Raw genomic sequence first — 26,548 nt, forward strand, 5'->3', positions numbered from 1 at the left:
AAAACTATGGTCCTTGGTTCTGCCAGCTATGGAGGTCGTCCGTGAGCACCGAGCGCGAGGTTGGGCCCACCGGGCCGCAGGGGGAGCAGCCCGCCGGCCAGGGAGCGGCTGAGGCCGCTTCCGACGGCCCCGCTCAGGGCGGGCACAAGCCGACCATGGCCTTCCGGCGGGTGCCCGAGCCGGACGCCGGTACACCGGTCGAGGCCGCTGCCGTCCAGAGCGCTCCGGCGGAGGGTGCTGCTGCGGCGGAGGGCGGGCACCGGCCCACCGTCGCCTTCGGCAAGGTGCCCGCACCGGAGGCGCCCGCCGCCCCCGTCCCGCCCGTCCCGCCCGTCGCGCCCGCGGCGCCTGCCGCGCCCGTCGCCCAGGAGCCGGCCGTCGACCCGGCCACCGGCTACATCGACGCGCCGCCGCCGGTCCTGCCGCCCGCCCCGCCGACCCCGGTGGCCCCGGCCGCCGCCCCGGTCCTGCCGCCGCCCGGCAACCCGTACGCCACCCCGACCCACGGCGTCCCGGCTGCCGGCGCCCACGAGGGGTACGGCGCCGCACCCGCCGCGCACGGCCACCACCCCTTCGGAGCCGGTCAGCCGCTCGGCGGCTGGGGCCCCACCCAGGACGCCGGCGCGGGCTACCCCGGCGGCCCGGCGGGCCCGCTCGGCTACCCGGCCGACCACGCCGGCGGCCCCGGCGGGCCGGGCAAGAAGCGCGGCGGCCTGGTCGCCATGCTCGCGGCCGTCGCCCTGGTCGCCGGTCTGGCCGGCGGCGCGCTCGGCGTGACCGTCGCGAACCGCGGCGACAGCATCACCTCCGCGAACGACCACCGCAGCACCACCATCCAGGCCAGCGACCACCAGAAGAACGAGCCCGCCCCCGGCTCGATCGCCGCCATCGCGCAGAAGGCGCTGCCCAGCGTCGTCACCATCAAGGCGCAGGGCAACGGCGAGTCGGGCACCGGCACCGGCTTCGTCTTCGACACCGAGGGCCACATCCTCACCAACAACCACGTGGTCGCGCCGACCCTCAACGGCGGCAAGCTGACCGTCAAGTTCGCCGACGGCAGCTCCTACAACGCCTCGGTGCTGGGCCACGCCGAGGGCTACGACGTCGCCGTGGTCAAGATCGACAACCCGCCGAAGGGCAAGCTGGCCCCGCTGCCGCTGGCCGACTCCGACAAGGTCAACGTCGGCGACGCCACCGTCGCGATCGGTGCGCCGTACGGCCTGGAGTCCACCGTCACCAGCGGCATCATCAGCGCCAAGGACCGCCCGGTGGCCTCCGGCGACGAGACCGGCGCGCAGGCCTCGTACATGAACGCCCTCCAGACCGACGCCTCGATCAACCCCGGCAACTCCGGCGGCCCGCTGCTCGACTCCGGCGGCGCGGTGATCGGCATCAACTCGGCGATCCAGTCCAACGCCTCCGCCAACGGCCGGGCCGGCAGCATCGGCCTGGGCTTCGCCATCCCGATCAACCAGGCCAAGTGGGTCGCGGACACCCTGATCAAGACCGGCAAGCCGGTCTACGCCAAGCTCGACGTGCTGCGCAACGACGACTACAAGGGCGACGGCGCGCAGATCCAGACCAAGGACATCCAGGGCCAGCCGGCCGTCACCCCCGGCGGCGCGGCCGACAAGGCCGGCCTCAAGCCGGGCGACGTCATCACCAAGCTCGGCGGCGCCCCGATCGAGAACGGCCCCGCGCTGGTCAGCCGGATCTGGACGCACAAGCCCAACGAGACCGTCGACGTCGAGTACACCCGCAACGGTCAGACCTTCACCACCAAGGTCACCCTGGCCGAGCGCGTCGGCGACCAGCAGTGACGCCCGGCCCCGCCGAAACGTGTGCGCCGAACCCCGCCGGACCCGTTAGGCTGACCTCCGCCTGGAGAGCTGCCCGAGCGGCCTAAGGGAACAGTCTTGAAAACTGTCGTGCGGTGACCCCGTACCGTGGGTTCGAATCCCACGCTCTCCGCCGGTAGGAGAACCACCTGCTCAGGGCGGGTGCCGACATCGTTCGGCACCCGCCCTCGGTGTTTCCTCCCGGGGGCGGCGGGCCGGGGGCTGACCCTGACACGGTGGCAGGGGGCGGAGTGGTCCCACCATGGTGAACATCGGAGACTTCGCCGGCCACGGCCGGGTGCCGGTGCGGATGCTGCGCCACTACGACGCGATCGGACTGCTGCGGCTGCGGCGGGCCCGACTCGCCGGGGCGATCGCGGCCGACGAGCTGCGGCTGGCCCGGGTGGAGGCGAGGCTCCGGACGATCGAGAGCGAGGGGACCACGCCCGCACACGATGTCGTGGTGAAGCCGGTGCCGTCCGTCCGGGTGGCCCAACTGACGGCGGTGGCCGCGAGTTACGCGCCGGAGGGCGATGGCGCGGTGCCGGTGCCGGAGGCCGTCCCGGTCGGCCCGCCTCGGTCGGCCCGCCTCCGCCCGCCCCCGGCACCACTCCACCACCCCGAGGCCCACTTGCCCGGGTACCGGACGGCGGGCAGAGTGCGGAGGTGGAGGCGGCCGGGTGGCGAGCGGAGGCGGCGATGAGTGATCTGACGGACCGACTGGCCCTGGGCCTCCCGGCCGGGGCGGTCGTGGTGGACCCGGACGTGACCGCCGCGTACCGCCACGACATGGCGGGCTTCTGCGCGGCCGGCCTGCCCGCCGTGGTGGTGTTCCCGGAGACGGTCGAGCAGGTGCAGCACGTGATGCGCACGGCGACCGAGCTGCGCGTCCCGGTGGTGCCGCAGGGGGCCCGAACGGGCCTGTCGGGCGGGGCGAACGCGGTGGACGGCTGCGTCGTGCTGTCGCTGGTGAAGCTGAACCGGATCCTGGAGATCGATCCGGTGAACCGGATCGCGGTGGTCGAGCCCGGTGTGGTCAATGCCGAACTCTCGCGTGCTGTAGAGGAGTTGGGCCTCTCGTACCCGCCGGACCCGTCCAGCTGGGAGTCCTGCACGATCGGTGGCAACATCGGCACCGGCGCGGGCGGGCTCTGCTGCGTGAAGTACGGCGTCACCAGCGAGTACGTGATCGGCCTGGACGTGGTGCTGGCGGACGGCCGGCTGCTGTCCGTCGGCCGCCGCACCGCGAAGGGCGTGGCCGGGTACGACCTGACGAGGCTGTTCGTCGGCTCGGAGGGGACGCTGGGCGTGGTGGTCCGGGCGGTGCTGACGCTGCGGCCCGCGCCCGCCCCGCAGCTGGCGCTGGTGGCGGAGTTCCCGAGCGCGGACACGGCCGGGGCGGCGGTCTGCGAGGTGATGGCGCGTGGGCTGAGCCCGTCGCTGATGGAGCTGATGGACGCGGTCTCGGTGCGGGCCGTCAACGAGCTGGGGCAGATGGGGCTGCCGGAGCACACCCAGGCGCTGCTGCTGGTGGCCTTCGACGGTCCGGACCGGGAGGAGGGGCTGGCGCGGGTCGCGGAGCTGTGCCGGGCGGCCGGGGCGACCGAGGTGGTGCCGGCCGAGGACCAGGCGGAGTCCGATCTGCTGCTGGCCGCCCGGCGGCTGGCGCTGCCCGCGTTGGAGCGGCTGGGCACCACGATGATCGATGACGTGGCGGTGCCGCGCTCCCGGCTGGCGGAGATGCTGGACGGTGTCGCGGTGATCGCCGAGCGGCACGGGCTGACCATCGGGGTGGTCAGTCACGCCGGAGACGGCAACACCCATCCGATCGTCGTCTTCGACGCCTCGGACGGGGAGCAGGCGGCCCGCGCCCAGCGCTCCTTCGGCGAGATCATGGCGCTCGGGCTGGAGCTGGGCGGCACGATCACCGGGGAGCACGGGGTGGGTCTGCTGAAGCGGGACTGGCTGGCCCGCGAGCTGGGCCCGGTGGCGCTGGACCTGCAACGGCAGCTGAAGGCGGTCTTCGATCCGCTGGGAATTCTGAACCCCGGCAAGATGATCTGATTCCCAGGGACATCTGCGCGCCGCCGGAAAGTCGACATGGAAGGGTGATCGACGTTTTCGGGGGCGTGTCCGTGGTTCGTGCGCGCCGGGGTGGTGCGCCCGGCGGTTCGGGTGCCGCCGCCGTGCTGTGCTCCGGGATGAAGTGCCAGGTCAGGCGGGTTTCGGTGAGGCGCTGCCGGCCCTCCTCGGCGCTGCCCGCGGCCAGGGTGGGCATCACGCGAACGGGCGAAATCGGCCGCACGAGCTAGTGCTTTGTCGATTTGTTGCGGAATGCTGTCTTCCGGCGCCACTGATCGCGGGTGTTCGTCCGGCCGGCGAACCTTGCCCACCTTGATCGACGATGGCACGGATGATGTCAGATTTCACGATGAAAAACTTCTCGGAACGGCTTCTTGGAGGGCGACTGAGCGACCGCAAGGCCGGGTGACGGCACCGGGCACCACGAACGGCGGGGGCGTCGGACGTGGGTGGCCGCGATCAACGCGTCACATCCAGACGGAACAGCGACAGAACAGCATTCGACCGGCAGGCGGAAAGGGTCACCGCGACACCGGTCCCGCGGGCGGTGCCGACATCGGCACCGCCCGCGCGTGCGTCCGGGGGCCCGCGCCCGGAGCCGTCGGCGTCCGGCGGTACGGTTGCGCTCCGACAGCGCACCCACGTGCCCGGGCCCAGGAGGGCCGGCCGGGGTGGCGATCGCGGCAATCGGAAGGAAGGGTGCGCGATGGCGGCGGAGGAGGAGGGCCTGATCGGCCCGGACGAGACCAGGCCTGCACCGAATCCCGGGCACCGGTCCGTCCCCGAACTGCTGCTCGGCCGCCCGCCGATGGCCCGCCCGCTGCCGTCCTTCGACCACGAGGGCGCCCCCGCCGAGCCCGGCCCGCTGTTCGTGGACTGGCTCGCCACCGCGTTGTACGCCGGGGTGCTGGACCCGCAGGCCTTCACCCTCTCCACCGTCGACAGCGACGGCATGCCGGACGCCCGGGTGCTGGTGCTGCGGGACGTCGACGCGGCCGGCACCGGCTGGGGCTTCTCCGCGGACGCCCGCAGCCCCAAGGGCCGCCAGCTCGCCGACCACCCGGCCGCCGCGCTGAGCGTCTACTGGCCGCAGCTGGGCCGCCAGGTGCGGGTGCGCGGCATCGTCGAGCGGGCCGCCGACCTGGTCGCCGGCGCCGAGTTCGCCACCCGCTCGCCCGCCGCCCGGGTCGGTGCGCTGGTCGGGCGGCAGAGCGAGCCGCTGGGTTCGGTCGCCGAGTACGACGAGGCGGTGGCGGTCGCCCGTCGCCGGCTGGAGACGCACCCGGACGCGGTCGCGCCCGGGCACGCGGTCTACACCCTGTGGGCCCACGAGGTGGAGTTCTGGCAGGGCGACGCCGGGCGCCGGCACATCCGGCTGCGCTACACCCGCACCGGGCCGGTCAGCTCCCCCGAGTGGTCGCGCACCCTGCTCTGGCCGTAACGGGCCGGCGGGCGCCGGGGCCTACCGCCGTCCGGTCAGCGTGGCGCCGATGCTGGCCGCCACCACGCAGGCGATCCCGGCCAGCTGCGGCGCGCCCAGCAGCTGGCCCAGCACCACCAGTCCGACCAGCGCGCTGACCGCCGGCTCCAGGCTGACCAGCACGCTGAACACCCGCTGCGGCATCCGCCGCAGCGCGGTCATCTCCAGCGCGTACGGGAGCACCGGCAGCAGCAGCGACACCCCGGCCACCGCGGCGAGCAGCCCCAGCGGCGAGGCTTCGGGCGCGGTCAGCCCGTGCCAGGCCTGGCCGAGCCCGAACGGCGCCAGCGTCAGCGCGCCGACCGTCATCGACACCGCCAGGCCCTGGAACCCCTGGAAGGTCGCGCCGACCTTGTCGGTGAACAGGATGTACACGGAGTAGCAGGCGGCCGCTCCGAAGGCGTACAGCAGGCCGACCGGGTCGAGGGAGCCGCCGTCGCTGCCCTCGCCGAGCAGGGTCAGCAGCACCACACCGGCGGCCGCGAGCAGCGCCCAGAGCAGGTGGCTGGCGCGCCGGGCGAAGACCAGGGCGACCGCGAGCGGGCCGAGGAACTCGATCGTCGCGGCGGTGCCCATCGGCAGCCGGTCGATCGCGCCGGCGAACAGGAAGGTCATCCCCGCCGAGGCCATGCCGAGCAGCGCGGCCGCGGCGAGGTCGCGCGGGCGCTTGTCGCGCAGCTTCGGCCGGGTGACGGCGAGCAGGATCACGGCGGCGAAGCCGAGCCGCAGGAAGGTCGTGCCGCTGACCCCGAGCGGGCCGAACAGCGGCTTGGAGAAGGCGATGCCGGTCTGCACCAGGAACATCGCGACCAGACAGAGAAGCGGCGCCGGGATGCTCTCCGGGCGCCGCAGGATCTTGCCGAACCGGCCGGTGGACCGGCCGGGGTGGATCTCGGGTGGCGCCTCGGAACCGGGCGACCCACCTCGTCGCCAGCTGCCCCGCTCACCGGCAGGCTCGCCCTTGGGGCCGGGCGGCATGGCCAGGGCCTCGGCGACGGCGGGTGCCGACGACGAGGCGGCGGAGGTTTCGCTGGTATGGGAGCTGGGCATATTTGTGAGTTTGCCGTAAGGAGTGACCAACCAGCAAGCTCGTTACAAAAATCGGGACGGAACCGGACGGGTGCATCCGAAAGGGTGGACTCTCGCGGGCGCCACGGCGTGGCTGCGGTGATCCTCCGACGGACCGTCAGTATCAAGGCCGGGTGCGCTATCTCCGCCCCGCGGCCCTCCTCGCCGCCGCCCTCGTGCTCCTGCTGGCCACCGACGGGACGGGCGCGAGCGCCGAGGCCGCCGCCCGGGCCTCCGCCGCCCCCCGCATCCGCGCCGTCAAGCTCCCCGACCGGGCCGGCCCGCCCCGGCACCGCAGCATCTGGAGCGGCCCCGCCTTCGACGCCTGCACCGCACCGTCGCTGGACACCCTGCGGGCCTGGCGCGGCGCAGCACCGTACGGGGCACTCGGCGTCTACAGCAGCGGCTCCCAGCGCGGCTGCGTCCAGTCCCGGCTCACCGCCGACTGGGTGCGCCGGGCGCGGGCGCTGGGCTGGCGCTTCCTGCCGGTGCACGTCGGGCTGCAGGCGCCGTGCGCCGACCTGAGCCGCAAGCCCCAGCGGATCGACCCGGCGAAGGCCGCGGAGCAGGGCCGGGAGGAGGCGGACGAGGCGGTCCGGGGGCTGCGCTCGCTCGGACTCGCCAGCGGCAGCCCGGTCTACCTGGACATCGAGGCCTACCCGTTGCGCGACGCGGCCTGCGGCCAGGCCGTGGTCGACTTCGCCCTCGGCTGGACGGCGGGCCTGCACGCCGCCGGCTACCGCTCCGGCTTCTACTCCAGCCTCGACTCCGGCATCGCGGACCTCGCCGCCGCCGCCCGGGCCGGCAGCTCCCCGATGCCCGACGCGCTCTGGTACGCCCGCTGGGACGACCGGGCCGACACCGACGGCTCCGGTGGGCTCGCCCCCGACCTGTGGAGCTTCCACCAGCGCGTCCACCAGTACCACGGCAATGTCGAGGAGACCTTCAACGGCGCCACCCTCACCGTCGACCGCAACCTCGTGGACGGCCCGACCGCCGGCTGAGACCCGCGGGTAGGGTGGCCCCCGATCCAGCACGGGGGGCAGCATGGCGAACGGTCAGGGGTACGGCGGCGCGAACGGGTACGGCGCGGCGCCGCCGCAGAATCCGTACGCGCGGAATCCCTACGCACAGGCGCCGTACGGGCAGAACCCCTACGCGCAGCCGGTGCCGGCGCCCCCGCCCCCGCCGCCCCCGCCGCACCCGTCGGCCTACCCGTCGCCCCGGCCCGAGGCCGGCTTCCCCGGCCCCGCGCCGCGCCGCAACCGCCTCGTCGTGCTGCTCCAGTTCCTGCTCCAGTGGATCTACGCGCCGCTCTGGATCCTCGCCCTGGTGGCCTTCTTCGTCATCCTGATCCTCGCCGACAACGTCGGCGGCGGCTCCGGCCCGAGCTCCGACGGCTGGCTGAAGGTCAATCGCAGCTTCATCCCGCCGCGCCGTCTGCGGGCCGAACTCACCGGCCGCCCGGAGCACTGGGAGCGCTACGTCACCCCGATCCTGGCCCGCCGGATCGCCGCCGCCGAGGCGGCGCACGCGGCCGGCGACGGCGAGCTGCGGGCCGACCACGGCCGGGTGGTGAAGGTCGGGCTCCCGCTGCGGCTCTACCGCGGCCTCGGCGCGGCCGGCGTGGTCCGGCTCGCCGAGCGGCACGGCTGGCACGGCTCGGCGTCCGGGACGGACGCCGAGCACGTCCGGATCGCCCGCCACTTCCCCGCCCCGGCCGCCCTGAACGCGCCGTCCCCGCAGGACCCGCCCGCCCCGCCCGGCACCCCGTGGGGCCCGCAGCCGGTCCGCTTCGCGCCACTGCTGCCGTTCGTCTTCCTGCTCCAGATCGTCTACGTCCCGGTGTACGGTCTGCTCACCTTCTGGGTGAGCCGCCCCGAGCCCGACTACTGGGACCGCTGGGGCGCCCGCTGGACGGTCGGCCCGCGCGCCTTCCGGGCCGAGTTCACCAACAGCCCCGCCGCCTGGGACCGCCACATCCACCGCATCCTCGACCGCGACGCCACCCGCGAACTCGCCCGCCCCGCCACCTCCTACCGCGGCCTGGCCGCCCCCGACGGCAGCTTCCTGCGCCGCGTCCACCTCAAGCGCGCCACCTACCGCGGCGCCGGCGCCCACCACGCCCTGCGGCTCGCCGCCGCCCAGGGCTGGACCCTCGATCCCGCCTACACCCCCGACCCCGCCAACTCCCTCCGCCTCTGCCGCCCCGACCACTCCTGATCCGCCCCCGGGCGGAACCGGGATGGATCCGTGATCCGCGCAACGGGGTCGAGGTGCTGACAGGGCGGGGTGCGGACGGCACAATCGGCCACGTCCGGGCCCGTACCGCCCGGTAGGTGCCCGCAGGCGCAGCCGCCAGTGCCGCCAGGTCAAGGAGGACCCGTGTTCAGCACGATGCAGGACGTCCCGCTCACCATCGCCCGGATCCTGGAGCACGGCGCCACGATCCACGGCCGCTCGACCGTGACCACCTGGGACGGCACCGGGCCGGTCGTCCGGACCTACGCCGAGGTCGGGGCGCGGGCCGCGCAGCTCGCGTGGGCCTTGCGCGACGAGCTCGGGTGCACCGACGCGAGTGTCATAGCAACGTTGATGTGGAACAACGCCGAGCACCTGGAGGCGTACCTCGCCGTTCCGGCGATGGGCTCCGTGCTGCACACGCTGAACCTGCGCCTGCCCGCCCAGCAGCTGTCGTTCATCGTCAACCACGCCGCCGATCGCGTGATCATCGTGAACGGCTCCGTCCTGCCGCTGCTCGCCGCCGTGCTGCCGGACCTCGCGCCGACCCTCAAGCACATCGTGGTCAGCGGTCCCGGCGACCGCTCGCTGCTGGCCGGTTTCGCGGGCGGCGTGCACGACTACGAGGAGCTGATCGCGGGCCGGCCCACCGCCTACCCCTGGCGCCAGGACATCGACGAGCGGCAGGCCGCCGTGCTCTGCTACACCTCCGGCACCACCGGGGACCCGAAGGGCGTGCTCTACAGCCACCGCTCGATCTACCTGCACTGCTTCCAGGTCAACACCGGCGACAACTTCGCCTTCACCCCGCGCGACACCGCGCTGCCGGTGGTCCCGATGTTCCACGTGAACGCCTGGGGCATCCCGCACGCGGCCTTCATGTCCGGCGCCAACCTGCTCATGCCGGATCGTTTCCTCCAGCCCAAGCCGATGGCCGAGATGATCGCCACCGTCCGACCGACCGTCAGCGCCGCCGTCCCCACCATCTGGAGCGGCCTGCTGGACGAGCTCGACGCCGGCGACTACGACACCTCCAGCCTGCGCATGGTGGTCATCGGCGGCAGCGCCTGCCCGCCCTCCCTGATGAAGGGCTTCGAGGAGCGCCACGGCATCCGGGTGCTGCACGCCTGGGGCATGACCGAGACCTCCCCGCTCGGCTCCTTCGCCCAGCCGCCGGGTGGCCTCACCCCCGAGCAGGAGTGGCCGTACCGGGTCACCCAGGGCCTCTTCCCGGCCTCGGTGGAGGCCCGGCTGATCGGTCCGGGCGGCGAGCGGATGCCGCACGACGGCGTCGCCGCGGGCGAGCTGGAGGTGCGCGGCCCGTGGATCGCCGGGGCGTACTACGGCGGCGCCGGCCAGGACCCGGTCCGCCCGGACGACAAGTTCTCCGAGGACGGCTGGCTGCGCACCGGCGACGTCGGCACCATCACCGCCGACGGCTACCTCACCCTCACCGACCGGGCCAAGGACGTGATCAAGTCCGGCGGTGAATGGATCTCGTCCGTCGAACTGGAGAACGTCCTGATGGCCCACCCGGAGGTGGCCGAGGCCGCCGTGGTCGCCGTCCCGGACGAGAAGTGGGGCGAGCGCCCGCTGGCCACCGTGGTGCTGCGTCCGGGCGCGACCGTCGGGCTGAAGGAGCTGCGGGCCTTCCTGTCCGAGCGGATCGCCTCCTGGCAGCTGCCGGAGCGCTGGTCGATCGTCGAGTCGGTGCCGAAGACCTCGGTCGGCAAGTTCGACAAGAAGGTGATCCGGGCCAGTTACGCGGCCGAGGAGCTGGACGTCACGGTGCTCGGCAAGGAGTGAGCGGACGAAAGGGCCGACCCCGTACGGAACGGGGTCGGCCCTTTCGCGTGCCTCGGCCGATGCGTCGGCCGATGCCTCGGCCGACGTCTCAGCCGGCGGCGGCGACGCCCGCCTCGCCCATCGCGCCGATCCGCCCGAGCAGGTCGACGATCCGGGACTGGACGTCCTCGCTGGTCGAGCGCTCGGCGAGGAACAGCACCGTCTCGCCGGTGCGCAGCCGGGGCAGTTCGCGCGGGTCGAGGTCCACCGAGGTGTAGACCACCAGCGGGGTGCGGTGCAGCCGGTCGTTGGCGCGCAGCCAGTCCAGCAGGCCGACCCGGCGGCGGCGGATCTGCAACAGGTCCATCACCACCAGGTTGGGCTGCACGCTGCTCGCCCGGGCCACCGCGTCGTTCTCGTCCACCGCGTGCTCGACGTGCATGCCGCGCCGCTCCAGGCTGCTGATCATGGCGGCGGCGATGTCCGGATCGCCCTCGACCAGCAGCACCCGCGGCGCGTGGTGCTCGCCGTCGCGCGGCGCCAGGGCGCGCAGCAGGACGGCCGGGTCGGCCCCGTACGCGGCGTCCCGGGTGGCCTGGCCGAGCCCGGCGGTGACCAGCACCGGGACCCTCCGGTTGAGCGCGGCGGTGCGCAGCGACTGGAGCGCGGTGCGGGTGATCGGGCCGGTCAGCGGGTCGATGAACAGGGCGGCGGGGAAGCCGGGGGCCTGTGCGTCCACCTCCTCGCGGGAGCGGACGATCACCGGGAGGTAGCCGCGCGACTGGAGCGCCTGCTTGGTGGCCGGGTCGGGTTCGGGCCAGACCAGCAGCCGACGGGTGTTGACCAGCTCGCCGGTCGGGGCCGACGGCTGCCCGGCGGCGGGCCGCGGTTCGGCGGCCGGGAGCTCGGCCATCGCGCGCGGCGCGGTCCGTCCGGCGTCGGCCGGGACGGGCGGCTGCGGCGCGATGGGCGTCGCGGGGGCGGGCAGCGCGGTGGCGGGCACCGGCGTGGGGCCGAGCGGACGCGCCGGGGCGAGTTCGCCCAGGCCGGTGCCGACCGGACGCGGGGCCGAGGGCTGCTCGGCGGAGGGCAACGCGGCCCGGGCGGGGGCCAGCGCGGTGCCCGGGGCGGGCTCCGGCTGGCCGACGGCGCCGGACGGGCCGGAGGCGTTCACGAGCGCGTCGGGGCCGGGGCCCGGCGGGACGGCCAGTCGGCGGCGGCGGCCGGTCGGCGCGGCGGCCGGTTCGGGCAGCGCGGGGGCGGGACCGGTCGGCAGGGCGTGCTCCAGGCCGGGGTAGACCGGGGTCTCGGGCGCTCCGGGCAGGGCGAAGCCGCCGGAGGCGTCCTCGGCGGCGGGCAGCGCGCGGCGCCGGCCGGTCGGCGCGGCGGGCTCGGCGGTCGGGGTGCCGCCCGGCGGAGTGCCCTCCGCGGCGGGCGCGGGGGCCGGGCCGAGCGCCAGCGGCTCGCGCCCGGCGGGCCGGTTCGGCTGCGCCCGGTCGCCGTGGACGGGCACGGCGTAGGCGGGGCCGGAGCGGCCGTCGTCCTTGCCCCACGGGTCGCTCTGGGCGCCGTTCGGTCCGGGCAGGCCCTGGCGGCCGTACGCGGGGTCGTTGCCGGTGCCGTTCCACTGCTCGGGGACGGCCCGCTCGATCCGGGCGGGGGCGTTCGGCCACTGGTCGGCGGGAACGTCGGGAGCGGAAGGGACGGAGGGAGCGGAAGGGACGGAGGGCGCGGAAGGGACGGAAGGGGCGGAGGGCGCGGCGGGGGCCTTGGGCTCGGGGGTCTCGACGGCCGGCTTGCCGCGGCGGCCGCGCCGCTCGGCCGTGGGCTCCTCGGCGGTCGCCGGCTTCGCGTCGGCGCGCTCGGGACCGGGCTGGTCGCCGTCCTTCGCGGGCTCGGCGGCCTCGCCGCCGCTGGGCAGCTGCGGGATGCCCGGCAGCTCGGGCAGGACGGCGCTGTCGCTCTCCTTGGGCCGGTCGGAGCGGCCCTCGGCGGCGGCGCGCTCGGCGGCGGCCTTCGCGGCGGCCGGGTCCAGCGGCAGCTCGACGACGTACGTGGTGCCGGCCTTGCCGGGCAGCTCGTGCGGCTGGAGCACACCGCCGTGCCGCTCGACCACGGCGCTGGCTATCGGCAGGTGGACGGGGCTGCCGCCGACGCCGGGCCCGCGGATCTCGACCCGGGCGACCTCGCCGCGCTGGGCGGCGGCCAGGACGACGGTCGGCGGCTCGGGGGCGGGCGGCTGCGCGGGCTCGGCGGCGCCGTTCAGGCCGGGCACGGCCAGGCCGGGGGAGGGGGTGGCGGGGGCGTCCAGCGCCAGGCCGATGCCGCTGACGTCGGCGACCAGGTGGGCCAGCGCCTGGGCCAGCCGCCGCTCGTCGGCGATCACCTCGACCGCGGCGGCGTGCACGGAGAACCGCACCCGGCCGGGGCCGACCAGCTCGCCGGCCTCTTCGACGGCCCGGCGGACCACGGTGTCCAGACCGACCGGTACCCGAGGCTCGGCCTTCCGCCCGCCCTTGCCGTCCTTGCCTGCCGGGCCTTCCTGGCCGGCCTTGGGCTCCTTGCCCTCGGCCGCGCCGCTCTCGCCGGCCTCGCAGCGCTGGTGGTCGAGGACCCCGTCGATCAGCTTGCCGAACCGGCGGCACTCGGCGGCCAGCCGGCGCAGCGTCCAGTTGGCCTCCGGCCAGAGCTGGCCGGCCGGGTCGGCGGCGAGCGCGTCGAGCCGCTCGTTCAGCGCGTTCAGGGCGCCGCCCAGTTCGCTCTCCAGGACGGCGGTGAGGTGCTCGTTGCGGGCGGTCAGCGCGATTTCGCGGCTGCGGTCGGTGAAGGTCATCACCGCGCCGACCAGCTGGTCACCGTCCCGGACGGGGGCGGTGGTGAGGTCGACGGTGACCGGTCTGCCGTCCTTGCGCCACAGCACGGTGCCGCGCACCCGGTGCTTGCGCCCGGAGGTCAGGGTGTCCAGCAGCGCCGACTCCTCCAGCGCCAGCGGGGTGCCGTCGGCCCGGGAGTGCTGGATCAGCGGGTGCAGCTCGCGCCCGCCCAGCTCGCTCGCCCGGTACTCCAGGATGTGCGCGGCGGCCGGGTTGACCAGCACGCAGCGGCCTTCGAGGTCCACGCCGAGCACGCCTTCGGCGGCCGCGCGCAGGATCATCTCGGTCTGCTTGTGCTGGCGGCGCAGCTCGGCCTCCACGCCGAGCCGGCCGGAGAGGTCGCGGACCAGCAGCAGGAGCAGGTCGGAGGAGGAGGGCGAGTTCTCCCGGTACGAGTCGTACGGGGAGCGCGCGTAGCCGCGGCCGCTGCCGCCGTCGTCGGCGAAGTCGTTGCCGGAGACCTCGACCGGGAAGGTGGTGCCGTCGGTGCGGCGGGCGGTCATCCGGACCGGGCGCTCGACGGCGTCGCCGTCGCGGGTGGCCGGGCGCATCGAGCCGGGGATCCGGCTGGGGTCGAATTCGGGGAGCAGGCCCAGGACGCCCATGCCGACCAGTGAGGTGCCCGGTGCCTGCAATGCCTGGACAGCCGCGCTGTTGGCGTCCACGACGGTGCCGTTGCTGTTCACCAGCAACAATGCGTCGGGCAGGGCGTCGAGTATCGCCGCGAGGCGAGCAGCGCCTCGGATCGGCCCGCTGCTCACGTCGACAGGTCTCCTCGGCTCGGGGCAGCTCCTCCGGAGACGGCAGTATCTCATTCTTCTTTGCGGCGGAGACGACCCGCCTAGTAACGTGGGCGGTGGTTGGTGCCGAGCCCCAGGGTTGTGGCATCATCACTGACACACGGAACGGGTCCGCTCACGCGGGCGTGGTCCATGTGGGGAGGCTTCGCCTAGTCCGGTCTATGGCGCCGCACTGCTAATGCGGTTTCGGGGTTATTCCTGATCGAGGGTTCAAATCCCTCAGCCTCCGCCAGTCGGGAGCCCCCGTCGACGATCTTGTCGACGGGGGCTCTTCGCGTTCCCGGGGGCCTCCGGGCGGCCCCGGGCGGGGGTCGGATCAACCGATTTCGCCCCACGCCGCAGGTCATGTAATGTTGTCCACGCAACGCCCCGGCGGCAACGTTCACCAGGGCGAGCGCTCATAGCTCAACGGATAGAGCACTTGACTACGGATCAAGAGGTTGCAGGTTCGAATCCTGCTGAGCGCACCAAACCACCGCAAGATCGGGTTCGCCCGTTCCTTGCGCTCATAGCTCAACGGATAGAGCACTTGACTACGGATCAAGAGGTTGCAGGTTCGAATCCTGCTGAGCGCACCATCGAGAAGCCCCTCGGCCACTGGCCGGGGGGCTTCTCTCGTTCCGCCGTGCGTGCCCTGCCGCCCCATGGATGAAATGCGGCTGATTCGGGTACATCCCGTCCTGACCCCCCGGATGGCTGCCAAACGGGTGGGACCTCGGCAAAAGCGCAGGTGTCGCAGTATGACCGGCTCAGGATCGTGATTCCTTTTTGTCCGATCTTGTGTCGACTGCCCACCATCCCGGCAGCCGATCGCGAAGGAGAGCCGGATGAGCCGACAGTTTTCCCGTACGGCTGTCGCCCCGGCCGTGCTCGCGACCGGGCTGCCGGCGACCCTGGTCGTCGACACCCGGCCCTTTGTCCCGACTCCGCAGTCCCCCGCTGCCGCCTCCACAGCCGCCCCCGCCCCCGCCGCCGCGAAGTCGGTGCCCACCGTGTCGGTCGAGCCCGCGCTGAGCGCCTCCGCGCGGTCCGGGCAGGACGCCTGGCGCATCGGACTCGCCGGAGCCCTGATGGTGCTCACCGGCCTAGGGCTGACCACCCGTCGGGTGTTTGACCGTAGGCCCGGTGCCCCTCGGCGCTGAACTCGCGCCGAACTGTCCCGACCATCCGTTCATGTGCCTGCGCGTCAGGTCGGCTTTGAACGATTCGTCAGCAAATGTCGACACACCTTGGTTCAAATGTCGCATTTGATGACGTATGAACTTAGCCTAACCCTGGCACTGCCCGTCCGATCCGGGCCGCCCGTTGCGCGACACACCGACCCAGAGGATCCGTGCATGGACGTCACCCGCGATTCTTCGCAGCGACCCGACCATCTGCCCAAGGCGCTCCCGCCCGCACTGCCGGAACGTTCCGCCTCGGGTTCCAGCCCGCTCGCCAAGACCACGGTCGTGAAGACCGTCCAGCAGGGCGGCCCGGCCGACAGCGGCCCGGCGACCACTCCGCTGGCCGTCGTCCCGAGCCCCTCGCCGAGCGAGCGGGTGGACCTGCGCGATCCGCTGGAGACAGCCGCCCCGGAGACCGTCGACCTTCTGGAAACCACGCTGGCCGGGGTGCCGACCGCCACCACCTCCCGTCGCCCGCCGCGCGCCGACCAGGCGCTGCGCGAGCAGCGCGCCACCGCGCTGCCCGGCTGGATCGCCCTGCTGGCGGTGCTGATCGGCGTGACCGGCGTGCTGCTCGTCCTGCTCCGCACCGGCGTCATCCCGCACTGGGACGTGCTGCCCGACCTGCGCGGCAGCGCCGCCAAGGAGAGCGGCGCGGTGGAGGCGGACGCGAAGTCGATCACCGCCGCGGCCTCGGCCGGACTGCTGGTCGTCCTCGCGCTCGCCGGTCTGCTGGCCAACGCGGGCGGCGAGACCCGGGTGCTGACCCGCTGGGGCCGCTACCGGGGCACCGTCCGCCGGACCGGCCTGGTCTGGGTCAACCCGCTGCTGCGCCGCCGCCGGGTGGACGTACGGCTGCGGCACTGGCGCAGCGAGCCGGTCAAGGTGGTGGACCGCACCGGCACGCCGATCGTGGTCCGGCTGCTGATCGTCTGGCGGGTCAAGGACACCGCGCGGGCGCTGCTGGCGATCGAGGACCACGAGGGCTACCTGCGCGAGCAGGTCCAGGCGGTGCTCACCCGCACCGCCTCCACCCTGCCCTGCGACAGCAACGCGGCGCCCGGCCCCGCGCTGCGCGACGGGCAGTGGTTCGCCGACGAGATGACCAGGGCGCTGGCCGCCGAGGCCGCCCCGGCCGGACTGGAGGTCTACTCGGTGCAGCCGCTGGCCCTCGAATACGCGCCCGAGGTGGCCGAGTCGATGCGCCGACGCCGGCTGGCCGACCTGGACGCGGGCCTGCGGACGGTGCTGGTGGACGACGCGGTCGAGGCGGCGGCGCTCGCCGTGCGCCGACTGGAGCGGGCGACCGCGCACGAACTGGACGAGGCCGCCCGCAGCGCCCTGATGGAACAGCTGCTGGTCGCCTTCGTCGCCCCGGCCGGAGTGGCCGCCTCGGTACCGTCCCCGGCCGCCCGTGCCGGGCGGAAGGAAGGACGACCCGCATGAGGATAGCCACCGGCGCGTACACCGGACCCGGGACCGGCACCGACGGCGACCGCGGTCTGATCGGCTTCGAGGAGCGCCTCGGCAGCATCCCCGCGATGGCGGGCTGCGGCTGCCCGAACTGCGCCGCCCGGCCGCGCACCGCCCGCTCGGCGCCGGAAGGCGGCAGCCGAATACACCGTGCCGTGCGAAGTACCTGCCTGGCCACCACCGTGCTGGCGGGCGCCGGGGTCGTCGGCCTGACGGCCGGGGCCGGCTCCGCGCACGCCGCGGCCGGGAAGCAGGGTTGGGACGGCTCCAAGTACTGGTTCAAGAACGGCAGTGGCGAGTGGCGTTGGACCAGCCACTACGACGTGTACGCGCGGAACACCGGGCAGTCCGGCGGTGGCTCCGCCCAGGCCGTCTCCAACGGCTCGGCCTCCTCCGCCGGGATCCGCCAGGGCTGGGACGGCTCCAAGTACTGGTTCAAGAACGGCAGTGGCGAGTGGCGTTGGACCAGCCACTACGACGTCTACACGAGGAACACCGGGCAGTCCGGCGGTGGCTCCGCCCAGGCCGCTCCGCAGCCCGCGAACCGTCCGTCGGCGAACCCCGCGCCGGCCTCCGGGAGCATGGAGTCGGCCGTCGACTACGCGCTCGCCCAGCTGGGCAAGCCGTACGTCTGGGGCGGCAACGGCCCGTCCGGCTACGACTGCTCGGGGCTGGTCCAGCAGGCCTACCGGCGCGCGGGGATCAGCCTGCCGCGGGTGGCCGACGACCAGTACGCGGCGAGCACCCCGATCAGCGCCGGGCAGCTGCGCCGCGGTGACCTGGTGTTCTGGTCGGACAGCGGCCGGGCCTCGGGCATCCACCACGTGGGGATCTACCTGGGCGGCGGCAAGTTCGTGGAGGCGCCGCGGCCGGGCACGACCGTCCGGGTCTCGACCCTCACCTCCGGCTACTACCCGACCCACTTCGGCCGGCCGTAGTCCCGGCACGCGTACGGGCCCCGACAGCACGACGCTGCCGGGGCCCGTACGCGTGCTCAGGGAAGGTGCGGCGCCGAGCAGCCGTGGCGCTGGGCGGAGCGGGTGGCGAAGGTGCGCAGGGCCTCCTTCTCCAGGGCGGGGTCGGGCGCGCCGACCCGGTCCCCGTCGAACACGGTGGACACCGTGAAAAGGGCGGTGGCGCCGCCCGGGCAGCCGGCGGTGGCCCAGGCCACGTCGTCCTTGGCGCCGGCCGGGCCGGTGACCGGGTAGTCCGCGACGGCGGGGAGGAACTCCGCGAACGGCGGGTAGTACGCCCCCAGGCGGAAGCGCGGGGTGTCCTGACCGGCGTACAGGAAGCAGTCCTCGATCGGGGCGCCCGGGTCCGCGGGCGACTCACCGGTGATGCCGGGCAGCCCGGCGCAGGTGCCGCCCGCCGCGCCGTCCGCGACCTTGACGTACCGGTCGTCCGCCGGAACCTCGGTGATCTCCGGACCGGAGGGCGCGGTGCAGCCCCAGACCCGGGCGGCGCCCTGCGCGGCGCGGGCGGCGACGCGGGCGAACCGGGCCCGCCGGGCCGGGTCGTCGTGGACGTACTTGCCGTTGGCGGGAACGGTCCGGACGGTGACCAGCAGCCCCTCCTCGCCCCGGTCCCGGCAGTCGAGGGCGACCACGGCGGCCGAGTCGCTCCGGCCCTTGAGGTCCAGCACGCCCCGGTGGCCGTGGCCGAGCGGCATCACCATGCTGGTGGCGAGGTCCGGACGGTCCCGGCCGAGCGTGTGCAGCGCCTGGACGACTCCCGCCTCGCCCCGGGCGATCCGGACGTCCAGGTAGCCGTTGCCGGGGTTGTCGGCGTTGTCCAAGGAGCAGGAGGCCAGGCCGTCGGGCCCGTTGACGTCCTTGCCGCGCACCCGGTCCACCCCGAGCAGGTCCTCGACCTCGGCGGCGTCCACGCTGCCGTGGCAGAGCCCGGCCAGCGAGCGGCCGTCCTGCCAGCGGTCGTACCCGCCGCCCAGGTAGAACACGGCGCCGGCGGCGAGGGCCAGCCCGACGGCGGCGGCGACCGGAAGCCGCCACCGCCGACGGGCCCCGCGCGGCTCGGCGGGCTCGGGCGTCACTTGTTCTCGCCGCCGCGGCCGAGGGCGGTGGCGGCGTCGCTGCGGCCGGTGTTGTAGATCGTCCGCATCTGCTGCTCGTCCCAGTCGACGGCCGGGGAGTCCGGGTTGAGCCCGTTGCGCTGCTCCTGCCACTTCTCGACCATGGCGCTGATCCCCTCGTGTCCGCTGCGGCCGTTGGCGCCGGTGAGGGTGTTCCCCTCGATCCGGCCGGCCGCGGTCGCGTTGATCTCCTCGGTGGCACTCATCTGCCAGTGCATGATCCCGTCGCCGAGCAGGGACTGCGCCGCGGCGCCGAGGCCGGGGACCGGGACCAGCTTCATCGGGGTGCCGATGCCCTGGTACAGGCCCTTGGCCTGCCAGGCCTTGACCTTGGCGTCGTCGTCGCGCTGGTCGAGGATGGCGTCGGCCTGGACGGCGTCGTACACGCCGAGGGCGACCGAGGAGTTGGCCATCACGCCCTTCCACTCCTTCTCGCCCACGTTCGACGGGAGCTCGGCGAGCTGCTGGGCGACGTGCACCATCTCGGCCTGCTGGACGATGTGGTGGGACTCGGGGTCGTCGGCGATGCCGCGCAGGACCCGGATCAGGGCGCCCTTGTCCGTGGCCATCCTGGTCTCCCCGGTGACCGGGTCGATCCAGACACCGCTGCCGCCGGCGCCCGCGTGCTCCTTGGAGGCGCGGTTGGTGCCGGAGAGGATGTCGTGGGTGTCGGACGCGTAGTCGGCCAGCGCGTCGGCGATCGGGCGCTGCATGCCGGCCGGGAGCTTCTCCTTGCCGATGCCGCCGTCCAGCAGGTTGACGCTGTCGTGCATCACCCGGGCTTGGGCCTCGGTGTGGTGCTTGACGGAGTCCTCCTGGCCGGGAAGGCTGCCGGTGGCGGCGGCCTCGATGGCCAGGCCGAGCGAGTGCTGGCCCTTGACGTAATCGCCGTCGACTATCTCCTGGGGCCAACGGCGGTCGTGCAGCAGATACTTGAGGTTGTCGTGCTGCCAGGGGCCGCCCGGGTCCAGGAAGCGGGTGGAGGCCTGGGGGTTGTGGCTGAGCGACTCCAGGAAGCCGGCCACCGGGTCGCCACCGCGACCTTCGCCGAGGTAGTCCCACTTGGGCTGCATGGAGTCGGGCACCCAGATCGCCTGCGGATCGACCTTGAGGTCGCGCTCGTGCTTGAGCAGGCTCTCGCCGTAGGAGTTGAGGAAGTCGGAGTCGTAGGTGCCGGAGCGCATCAGACTGCTCATCAGCTGGAAGCCCTGCGGCAGCGGGCCGCCGCCGTGGCGGTTCACGAGCTGGGGGCCGAGCTTGATCATCTCGTCCTCCCACTCCTGCATGGCCTTGGAGCGGCTCTGGGTGGCGGTGCCCAGGGTCGCGCCCAGCGAGGCCTGGAGCTGCTTCATGGCCTCGTTGCGTTCCTTGCTGTACTTGCCGAACAGCGACGGGTCGTTGGCATCGCGCCAGAAGTCCAGGGTGCCCCGCGGGCCGAGCGTGGTGGCGAACTGCTCGGCGAACGCCGGATCGTTCTTGCGCTTGTCCAGCAGGGCGTTGAGCCTGGTCAGCTCCTCGATCGAGAGGTTGCCGCCGCCCTTCCCGGCCAGGGCGAGCGCGTCGGACAGGTCCTTGCGGGCCTCGGTGGCGTCCTTGAGGTTGTGGTAGCCGTTGGCGTTGAACGAGTGGTCGCTCGCGCCGTTCGGATCCGAGCGCAGGGCCCAGGCGGCGGCCTGGTCCGCGTCGGCGGCCTGCTGGAGCACCGCTTCGAGGCTGTGGACCAGGTCCTCCACCGCGCGCTTGCGCTGGGGCAGGAAGACCCGCTCGTAGTCCGGGTCGCCCTGGGCGGACTTGTCGTTGAGCAGCGGGTGGACGTCGGTGACCTTGCCGGTGCCGTCGACCTGGAGGTGGTTGGCCGGGCCGTCCTCGTCGGCGATCTTCTTCAGCCGGTCCTGGGCGGCGGTGAACTGCTGGGCGGCGTCCGCGAGCAGCCCGCTGATGTCGGCGGACTCCTTGCCGGCGGCGTCGAGCTGTTCGGCGGCTTTCTTGAGCTGCTCCCCGGCCTGGGTGGCGGCCTCGCCCTCCCAGCCGGCGGCCAGCTTGTCGGCGACCTCGCTGGTCAGCCGGTCCTTCAGGCCCACGTAGCGGGCCTGGAGGGTCTTCCACTCCTCGGCGGCCGCGTGCAGCGGCTCGAACTTGGTGTTGCGGACGATCTCGTAGCTCAGCACGGTGGTGGCCCCCTCAGTTCCCGCCGGACAGGTTCTGCTTGTTGGCGTTCTCGGTCGCCGTGTACTGGTCGGCGGTCTTCCGGAGCCGGTCGGCGAGCTCGTAGAGCATGTTGCCGAGGGTGGCGACCTGGTTGTCCCAGCGCATGGAGCGGTTGCGCAGCTCCGGGCCGGTCTGCCAACTGGTCAGCGCGGCATAGGCGGTGGTGGTCTTCTCGTCGGCGGTGTCGTCGACGGTGTGGAAGTTGCCCTGGATCTCGCTGACGGTGCCGGCCCGCGCCTTCAGGTCGGCGGGAGTGACGGTCACCTGGCCGCCGCCGGCGGGGCCGTCGGCGGAGTTGAGCCGCAGGCTCGCGTACTTCGCCCGGTCCGCGTCGTCGAACAGGCCGTCCCAGGCAGGATTGTCAGCCAAAGCGTTCCCCCGATATTGGCGTCGTGGTCTTGAAGTCTTTGTCCGTGCTTGGTCGTTCATTGACCACGACTTGTCAGCTCCGCCGATGGTTCCCGAACCGGCGGATCCGATCCGGAACGGCACAGGCCGCGAACCGGGCCCCGGGTGGGGCGGGTTCGCGGCCTGCGGAGACGATGCCGGGCCGTCCCGGGCTCAGGCGGAGGCGGCGTCCAGCAGCGCGGTCTGCTCCGGGGTGAGCTCCAGGGTGGCGCCGGCCAGCAGCGGCGGAAGCTGCTCGACGGTGCGGGCGCTGGCGATCGGGGCGGCGACCGTCGGCCGGGCCGCGAGCCAGGCCAGGGCGACGGAGGCGGGCTCCACCTCCTGCTCGGCGGCGACGGTGTCCAGCGCCTCCAGCACCTTGAGGCCGCGCGGCTCGGCCAGGTAGCGGGCGGCGCCCTCGGCGCGGGCGCTGGCCACGTTCTCGCCACCCGGGCGGTACTTGCCGGTCAGGAAGCCGGAGGCCAGCGCGTAGTACGGGACGGTGGCCAGGCCGTGCTCGGCGACCACCTCGGCCAGCGGGCCCTCGAAGGTGTCGCGCGAGACCAGGTTGTAGTGCGGCTGCACGGCGATGTACTTCGCCAGGCCCTCGCGCTCGGCGAAGGCCAGCGCCTCGGCGAGCCGCTCGGCGGAGATGTTGGAGGCGGCGACCGCCCGGACCTTGCCCTCGCGGACCAGCTGGTCCAGCGCGGTGACGAACTCCTCGACCGGGGTGTCGTCGTCCCGGTGGGTGTAGTAGAGGTCGATCCGCTCGACGCCGAGGCGGCGCAGCGAGTCCTCGGCCGCGGCCTTGATGTTGGTGGCGCTCAGACCGCTGCGGTCGGCCAGCATGCCGACCTTGGTGGCGATCACGATGTCCTCGCGGTTGCCGCGGCTGCGCAGCCAGTTGCCGAGGACGGTCTCGGACTCGCCGCCGGTGTTGCCCGGGGCCCAGGAGGAGTAGACGTCGGCGGTGTCGACGAAGTTGCCGCCGGCCGCCGCGTAGGCGTCCAGGACGGCGAAGGACTGCTCTTCGTCCGCCGTCCAGCCGAAGACGTTGCCGCCGAGGGAGAGCGGGAAGACGGACAGGTCGGAGGTGCCGAGGCTCACCCGGCTGTGGGTTCCGGTCATGGTCCCAGTCAACCCGACCGCGGGGCGGGGCGCCGGTGAATTCCGCGGACTTCACATGCCCGTCGTACCGCTGTCGCACGTGCGGGTGGTGTGGCGTGCGTGACGGGGGTCCGGGGTGTGCCCGAGGTGGGCGGATTCGTTAGAGTCCGTGCCATGGCTGACAACGACTACGACCCCGCCGGCAGCACCCAGATGTTCCGGGCGTTCGTCGACGAGACCCCGGCTCCGCAGGCGCCGGGCAACGTTTCCACCTACGGCAGTGCCAAGAGCGGCAGCCGCACCGGCGTGATCGCGCTGGTCGCCGTCGTCGCGCTGGCCGTTCTGGGCGCCGTCATCTGGCTGGCGGTCAAGTGACCTTCGCGCGGGTGGCCCGGTGGAGGGTCACCCGCGCGACGGGAGCGGAACGCCTCAGCAGGGCTTGCGCCAGGCGTTCAGTTCGAGCTTCTTCTGCATCGAACTGAAGCCCAGCGACTTGGTCTTGGCGCAGAACCGGTCCGTGTCGAGCTTGTATTCGACGTGGAAGACCGCCTTGCCCGCCTTGACGAAGGGGGCGACCCGGTCGCACTCGTCGAACTGGGCGCACTCCTCGTTGACCGCGAAGTCGAAGTCCGCGAGCAGGGCCGGGATCTGGTCCAGGTCGTTCTTCAGGCCGATGGCGAGGCCGCGTTCGTGGGCGAGCTGCGCCAGCATCCGGTTGTACTTGAGCTGGTCGTCGGGGGTCAGCGGGAAGCCGCTGTTCTGGTTGTAGGCCTCGATGGTGTCCGGCTCGATGGCGTCGAAGCCCTTGCTCCGGCACATGTCGAAGCGGGCGGCCATCAGCGGCCTCAGCTGGTCGAGCTTGCGGATGTCGAACCACTTCTCGCCCTTCCAGCCGGTGTCCGAGCCCTGGAGGGACTTGGCGAAGGCGGCGGAGTCGGGGCGGAAGTCCTCCCAGGAGCCGGCGTTGATGTAGCAGATCACCTTGCGGCCCTTGGCGTGCAGTGCGGCCACCACCGAGGCGTCGTTCTCGAAGCCGTCGATGTCGTAGACCGGGACGTCCACCGACTGGTCCACGCCGCCGCCGAGTTGCCACTGCCAGGTCAGGCCCGGGGCGGGCTGCCAGTGGGCTCCGGCCGGCGCCGGGGCGGGGTTGCCCGGCGGGGTGCCGGGGCCGGGTGCGGTGGCGGGCGGGGTGCTGCCGCCCGGCGTGCCCGTTGCCGGGGCGGGGGCGCCGGTGGTGGTGGGCGCGGGTGCCGGGGTGCCCGGCGTTTCCGGGGCGGTGGTGGTCGGGTCGGTGGTGCCGGTGGTGCTCGGCGCGGTGGCCGCGGGGGAGTTGCTCGGGGTGCCGTCGGCCGAGTCCTGGTCGTCCTCCGATCCCGAGCTGCTGCACGAGCTGACCAGCAGGGCGGTGGCGGTGGCGAGGGCCAGGGCGGCCGGTAGTAGCCGGTTGCGGCGGTTCACGGTAGTCGAACTCCGAGTCGGGTCAAGTCAGTTCAGCGGCGTTCAGGCCGTACGGCAGGGTGCGCCAGGGGTTCTCCCCGGCTCCTGGTACGGCGCAGCCGACGCCGGCTCGCCGGGCGGCGATCAGGGCGGCGGCGTCCTGGGCGTGCTCGGTGGGGACGTCGTAGACCAGGTGGCAGAAGCGGGAGGCCGCGTGCCGGGCGGTCCACAGCGGCTGCGTCATGGTGCGGTAGGTCTCCCAGTCGCCCTCGAAGGTGACCAGGAGGTCGGCCAGGCCGACCTCGGCGTAGCCCGGGTCCGGGTGCTCGCCGTGGCCGAACACCACGGTGCCGCAGCCGGCCGCGCGGGCGGCCGTGGCCAGCCGCCGGTAGTGCGCCAACGCGCCCGGGTGGGTGGACACTTGGTCGAGGTAGACGCCGGTGATTGCATGGCGCTGACGGTACGTCAGAATGTCGCCCACCACGGCCGCGTGCGGCCGCCGGCCGTAGTCGGTGTCGGTGTAGCCGACCAACGGCAGCCCCGCGGCGCGCAGTTCGTCGGCCGCCTCGGCGAAGACGTGGTCCGGGAGCGCGCCCGGTCCGTCGGCGAGGTTGAGCACGACGGCGGCGATCCGGGCGGGGTCGGCGGCGGCGACCGCCTGCCAGGCCGCCGGGTCCACCGCGGGGTGGACGTACAGCGGCACCAGCAGGCGGCCGTCGGGGGTGTACCCGGCGGTCATGCGACCACCGGGGCGGGCGTGGGCTCTTCGGTGTCGAGCCACAGGTCACGCAGGGTGTCGCCGAGTCCGGTCCGCGCGCGCCAGCCGAGCGCCCGTTCGGCGGCCGAGACGTCGGCCTGCTGCCAGGAGACGGCGGCCGAGCGTTCGGAGCCCGCCCCGCTCTCGTCGAACCGGCCGCTGAAGCGGGCCACGGCGGCCAGCCCGTGGGCGATCGACCGGACCTGTAGGGCGTTCCCGGAGGCCAGGTTGAGCACCCGGGGCAGCGGGCGGTCGGCGGTGACGGCCAGGCCGACCGCCTCGGCCACGTCCCGGGCGTCGACGAAGTCGCGGTAGGCGGAGAGGTCGCCGACCGTGATCACGCCGTCGTTGCCCTCGGGCAGCACCCGGCGCAGCTCGGCGGCCAGTCGTCCTGGCAGTGAGCCCACCGGGGCGCCGGGGCCGACGGGGTTGAACACCCGCAGCACCACGGCGTCCAGCGGCGAGCCGGCCACCGCGAGGGAGCCGGCCAGCTTGGTCGCGCCGTAGACGCCGACCGGGCGGGCGTCGGCGTCCTCGGCGAGGGATTCGCCCTCCGCGCAGACGCCGTACTCGCCGGCCGAACCGATGTGCACCAGACGTGACGTGGGGGCGCCCAGGGCGAGCGCCTCGCAGAGCACCGCCGGGCCGCGGGCGTTCACCTCGGCGAGCTTGACCGCGCTGCCGGCCACCGCGCCGGCGAAGTTGACCACCACGTCGGGGGCCAGCGCGGACAGTTCCTCGCCGAGCGGGCCGGCCTGGGCGGTGGCCAGGTCCAGCCGGAGGTCGTGGGCGGGCCGCCGCCCCGCGGTCAGCACGGTGGCACCGGGCAGTGACCGCAGGACGGCGGTGGCGTGACGGCCGAGGAAGCCGTCGCCGCCGAGGAGCAGTATTCTCACGCGGCCCGTCCGTCGCTCTCGGTGCCCGCGGTGGCGGGCTCGGTGGCCTCGTCGTCCGGGGCGGTGCGGGCGGCCGGGATCGGCAGGTCCGCGACACCCGGCCGGGTACCGGTCGACTCGAAGGGCATCAGGACCGGGCGGATGGTCGAGAACTCGGCGTTGGCCCGGTCGTAGTCGTCGGGTCGGCCGATGTCCAGCCAGTAGCCGCCGAACTCGTAGGCGGCGGGCGGGGTCCGGGCGGCCAGCAGGTCCAGCACCAGCTCGTCGAAGCCCAGTGGCAGGCCCGGGGTGTACGTGGCGAGTGCCGAGCGGGAGACGCCGTACACGCCCATCGAGACGCGGTAGTCGATGCTGGGCTTCTCCTGGAAGCCGGTGATGCTGCCCTCGGCGGAGGTCAGCACGCCGAAGTCGATCTTGACCTGGCGGGCGTAGGTGGCAATGGTCAGCGGAGCCCCGGACGCCTCGTGGTGCTTGAGCACCCCGGCGAAGTCCAGGTCGGTCAGGATGTCGCCGTTCATCACCAGGAAATGCTCCGGCAGGCGGTCCTGCATGGTGAGCAGCGGGCCCATGGTGCCGAGCGGGCTGTCCTCGACGGCGTAGCCGACCCGCAGGCCCCACTGCGAGCCGTTGCCGACGTAGGCGCGGATGATGTGGCCGAGATGGCCGATGGCCAGGGTGACGGTTTGGAAGCCCGACGCGGCGAGCTGGCGCATCACGATCTCCAGGATCGCGTGCTGGTCGCCGATCGGAACGAGCGGCTTGGGAAGCGCGGTGGTGTACGGGCGAAGGCGAACGCCCTTACCGCCGGCCAGGATCACTGCATGCATGGTGTTTCCCCCACGGAAAGGATGTGCA

Annotated in this window: 20 protein-coding genes, 4 tRNA genes and 1 pseudogene; 15 read left to right on the plus strand and 10 right to left on the minus strand. The window is 73.7% G+C overall.

All coding sequences use genetic code 11. The features are described 5' to 3' along the window. Nucleotides 1-155 precede the first annotated feature (155 nt). The 5 genes from QWJ13_RS09675 to QWJ13_RS09695 all read left to right on the plus strand — a co-directional run bounded on the left by QWJ13_RS09675 (nt 156) and on the right by QWJ13_RS09695 (nt 5,361). Nucleotides 156-1,820: a S1C family serine protease gene (locus tag QWJ13_RS09675; RefSeq protein WP_432277493.1), complete on the plus strand. Its 1,665-nt coding sequence runs from the start codon at nt 156-158 to the stop codon at nt 1,818-1,820. A gap of 63 nt (nt 1,821-1,883) precedes the next feature. Then, nucleotides 1,884-1,971: transfer RNA gene (locus QWJ13_RS09680), tRNA-Ser, on the plus strand. A gap of 129 nt (nt 1,972-2,100) precedes the next feature. Next, the gene (locus QWJ13_RS34340) at nt 2,101-2,541 is read left to right on the plus strand and encodes a hypothetical protein (RefSeq protein WP_432277474.1); all 441 of its coding nucleotides are present in this window, start codon (nt 2,101-2,103) and stop codon (nt 2,539-2,541) included. Continuing rightward, nucleotides 2,538-3,902, plus strand: coding sequence for an FAD-binding oxidoreductase (locus QWJ13_RS09690; protein WP_316522509.1), 1,365 nt, complete (start codon nt 2,538-2,540; stop codon nt 3,900-3,902). The genes QWJ13_RS34340 and QWJ13_RS09690 overlap by 4 nt, the downstream gene beginning before the upstream one ends. Nucleotides 3,903-4,626: 724 nt before the next feature. Continuing rightward, on the plus strand, nt 4,627-5,361 hold the full coding sequence (locus QWJ13_RS09695; RefSeq protein WP_316522512.1) for a pyridoxine/pyridoxamine 5'-phosphate oxidase: 735 nt from the start codon (nt 4,627-4,629) through the stop codon (nt 5,359-5,361). Between the two features lie 21 nt (nt 5,362-5,382). Here the strand turns inward: QWJ13_RS09695 and QWJ13_RS09700 are convergent, their stop codons facing one another. Beyond that, nucleotides 5,383-6,450, minus strand: a complete 1,068-nt coding sequence (locus QWJ13_RS09700) for an EamA family transporter (RefSeq protein ID WP_316522513.1) — start codon at nt 6,448-6,450, stop codon at nt 5,383-5,385. A 152-nt stretch (nt 6,451-6,602) separates the two neighbouring features. Here QWJ13_RS09700 and QWJ13_RS09705 point away from each other — a divergent pair, with 152 nt between their 5' ends. The 3 genes from QWJ13_RS09705 (at nt 6,603) to QWJ13_RS09715 (ending at nt 10,515) form a co-directional block, all read left to right on the plus strand. Then, nucleotides 6,603-7,472: a glycoside hydrolase domain-containing protein gene (locus QWJ13_RS09705; RefSeq protein WP_316522516.1), complete on the plus strand. Its 870-nt coding sequence runs from the start codon at nt 6,603-6,605 to the stop codon at nt 7,470-7,472. A gap of 43 nt (nt 7,473-7,515) precedes the next feature. Continuing rightward, nucleotides 7,516-8,691 (plus strand): hypothetical protein, encoded by a 1,176-nt coding sequence (locus QWJ13_RS09710; protein WP_316522519.1) that lies wholly within the window; start codon nt 7,516-7,518, stop codon nt 8,689-8,691. Nucleotides 8,692-8,853: 162 nt separating this feature from the next. Next, nucleotides 8,854-10,515, plus strand: a complete 1,662-nt coding sequence (locus QWJ13_RS09715) for a long-chain fatty acid--CoA ligase (protein WP_316522522.1) — start codon at nt 8,854-8,856, stop codon at nt 10,513-10,515. A gap of 88 nt (nt 10,516-10,603) precedes the next feature. Here QWJ13_RS09715 and QWJ13_RS09720 read toward each other — a convergent pair whose 3' ends face one another. Then, entirely contained in the window at nt 10,604-14,128 is a 3,525-nt protein-coding gene (locus QWJ13_RS09720; protein ID WP_316522524.1) for a hybrid sensor histidine kinase/response regulator, read from the minus strand. A gap of 177 nt (nt 14,129-14,305) precedes the next feature. Between QWJ13_RS09720 and QWJ13_RS09725 the strand changes: the two genes are divergently transcribed. The 6 genes from QWJ13_RS09725 (at nt 14,306) to QWJ13_RS09750 (ending at nt 17,744) form a co-directional block, all read left to right on the plus strand. Beyond that, nucleotides 14,306-14,399: transfer RNA gene (locus QWJ13_RS09725), tRNA-Ser, on the plus strand. A 162-nt stretch (nt 14,400-14,561) separates the two neighbouring features. Then, nucleotides 14,562-14,637: transfer RNA gene (locus QWJ13_RS09730), tRNA-Arg, on the plus strand. A gap of 32 nt (nt 14,638-14,669) precedes the next feature. Then, nucleotides 14,670-14,745, plus strand: a tRNA-Arg gene (locus QWJ13_RS09735). Nucleotides 14,746-14,994: 249 nt separating this feature from the next. Next, complete coding sequence (locus tag QWJ13_RS09740; protein WP_316522526.1) at nt 14,995-15,309, plus strand: hypothetical protein; 315 nt, start codon at nt 14,995-14,997, stop codon at nt 15,307-15,309. Nucleotides 15,310-15,504: 195 nt separating this feature from the next. Beyond that, nucleotides 15,505-16,779 carry an SPFH domain-containing protein gene (locus tag QWJ13_RS09745; protein WP_316522529.1) on the plus strand — a complete coding sequence of 425 codons (1,275 nt, stop codon included), beginning with the start codon at nt 15,505-15,507 and terminating at the stop codon, nt 16,777-16,779. Continuing rightward, a complete protein-coding gene (locus tag QWJ13_RS09750) occupies nt 16,776-17,744 on the plus strand; it encodes a C40 family peptidase (protein WP_316522531.1) in 969 nt (322 codons plus the stop codon). Before QWJ13_RS09745 ends, QWJ13_RS09750 begins: the two co-directional genes overlap by 4 nt. A 56-nt stretch (nt 17,745-17,800) precedes the next feature. Here the strand turns inward: QWJ13_RS09750 and QWJ13_RS09755 are convergent, their stop codons facing one another. The 4 genes from QWJ13_RS09755 to QWJ13_RS09770 form a co-directional block, all read right to left on the minus strand. After that, complete coding sequence (locus QWJ13_RS09755; protein WP_316522532.1) at nt 17,801-18,859, minus strand: hypothetical protein; 1,059 nt, start codon at nt 18,857-18,859, stop codon at nt 17,801-17,803. Further along, the gene (locus QWJ13_RS09760) at nt 18,856-21,066 is read right to left on the minus strand and encodes a hypothetical protein (RefSeq protein WP_316522533.1); all 2,211 of its coding nucleotides are present in this window, start codon (nt 21,064-21,066) and stop codon (nt 18,856-18,858) included. The genes QWJ13_RS09755 and QWJ13_RS09760 overlap by 4 nt, the downstream gene beginning before the upstream one ends. Nucleotides 21,067-21,079: 13 nt before the next feature. Next, the gene (locus QWJ13_RS09765; RefSeq protein ID WP_316522535.1) at nt 21,080-21,475 is read right to left on the minus strand and encodes a type VII secretion target; all 396 of its coding nucleotides are present in this window, start codon (nt 21,473-21,475) and stop codon (nt 21,080-21,082) included. A gap of 192 nt (nt 21,476-21,667) precedes the next feature. Beyond that, a complete protein-coding gene (locus tag QWJ13_RS09770) occupies nt 21,668-22,621 on the minus strand; it encodes an aldo/keto reductase (protein WP_316522537.1) in 954 nt (317 codons plus the stop codon). A gap of 153 nt (nt 22,622-22,774) precedes the next feature. On the opposite strand from QWJ13_RS09770, the gene QWJ13_RS09775 reads away from it, so the two are divergent. After that, nucleotides 22,775-22,975, plus strand: a complete 201-nt coding sequence (locus tag QWJ13_RS09775) for a hypothetical protein (protein ID WP_316522539.1) — start codon at nt 22,775-22,777, stop codon at nt 22,973-22,975. Between the two features lie 54 nt (nt 22,976-23,029). On the opposite strand, the gene QWJ13_RS09780 is transcribed toward QWJ13_RS09775, so the two are convergent. The 4 genes and pseudogenes from QWJ13_RS09780 to QWJ13_RS09795 form a co-directional block, all read right to left on the minus strand. Next, complete coding sequence (locus tag QWJ13_RS09780) at nt 23,030-24,061, minus strand: endo alpha-1,4 polygalactosaminidase (protein ID WP_316522541.1); 1,032 nt, start codon at nt 24,059-24,061, stop codon at nt 23,030-23,032. Between the two features lie 22 nt (nt 24,062-24,083). Then, the gene (locus QWJ13_RS09785; RefSeq protein ID WP_316522542.1) at nt 24,084-24,779 is read right to left on the minus strand and encodes a spherulation-specific family 4 protein; all 696 of its coding nucleotides are present in this window, start codon (nt 24,777-24,779) and stop codon (nt 24,084-24,086) included. Continuing rightward, nucleotides 24,776-25,693, minus strand: coding sequence for an NAD-dependent epimerase/dehydratase family protein (locus QWJ13_RS09790; RefSeq protein ID WP_316522544.1), 918 nt, complete (start codon nt 25,691-25,693; stop codon nt 24,776-24,778). Before QWJ13_RS09790 ends, QWJ13_RS09785 begins: the two co-directional genes overlap by 4 nt. Before the next feature lie 125 nt (nt 25,694-25,818). Beyond that, nucleotides 25,819-26,520: pseudogene (locus QWJ13_RS09795) on the minus strand (nucleotidyltransferase family protein); the annotation flags it as partial. Between the last annotated feature and the right edge of the window lie 28 nt (nt 26,521-26,548).

The sequence above is a fragment of the Kitasatospora brasiliensis genome (assembly GCF_032654805.1).
Lineage (GTDB): Bacteria > Actinomycetota > Actinomycetes > Streptomycetales > Streptomycetaceae > Kitasatospora > Kitasatospora brasiliensis.

What these genes read in the sequence shown, in the direction of transcription:
- QWJ13_RS09675 (WP_432277493.1), top strand. Translation starts at nt 156, where the DNA reads ATGGCCTTCCGGCGGGTGCCCGAGCCGGACGCCGGTACACCGGTCGAG.
- QWJ13_RS34340 (WP_432277474.1), top strand. Translation starts at nt 2,101, where the DNA reads ATGGTGAACATCGGAGACTTCGCCGGCCACGGCCGGGTGCCGGTGCGG.
- QWJ13_RS09690 (WP_316522509.1), top strand. Translation starts at nt 2,538, where the DNA reads ATGAGTGATCTGACGGACCGACTGGCCCTGGGCCTCCCGGCCGGGGCG.
- QWJ13_RS09695 (WP_316522512.1), top strand. Translation starts at nt 4,627, where the DNA reads ATGGCGGCGGAGGAGGAGGGCCTGATCGGCCCGGACGAGACCAGGCCT.
- QWJ13_RS09700 (WP_316522513.1), bottom strand. Translation starts at nt 6,450, where the DNA reads ATGCCCAGCTCCCATACCAGCGAAACCTCCGCCGCCTCGTCGTCGGCA.
- QWJ13_RS09710 (WP_316522519.1), top strand. Translation starts at nt 7,516, where the DNA reads ATGGCGAACGGTCAGGGGTACGGCGGCGCGAACGGGTACGGCGCGGCG.
- QWJ13_RS09740 (WP_316522526.1), top strand. Translation starts at nt 14,995, where the DNA reads ATGAGCCGACAGTTTTCCCGTACGGCTGTCGCCCCGGCCGTGCTCGCG.
- QWJ13_RS09745 (WP_316522529.1), top strand. Translation starts at nt 15,505, where the DNA reads ATGGACGTCACCCGCGATTCTTCGCAGCGACCCGACCATCTGCCCAAG.
- QWJ13_RS09750 (WP_316522531.1), top strand. Translation starts at nt 16,776, where the DNA reads ATGAGGATAGCCACCGGCGCGTACACCGGACCCGGGACCGGCACCGAC.
- QWJ13_RS09770 (WP_316522537.1), bottom strand. Translation starts at nt 22,621, where the DNA reads ATGACCGGAACCCACAGCCGGGTGAGCCTCGGCACCTCCGACCTGTCC.
- QWJ13_RS09775 (WP_316522539.1), top strand. Translation starts at nt 22,775, where the DNA reads ATGGCTGACAACGACTACGACCCCGCCGGCAGCACCCAGATGTTCCGG.
- QWJ13_RS09785 (WP_316522542.1), bottom strand. Translation starts at nt 24,779, where the DNA reads ATGACCGCCGGGTACACCCCCGACGGCCGCCTGCTGGTGCCGCTGTAC.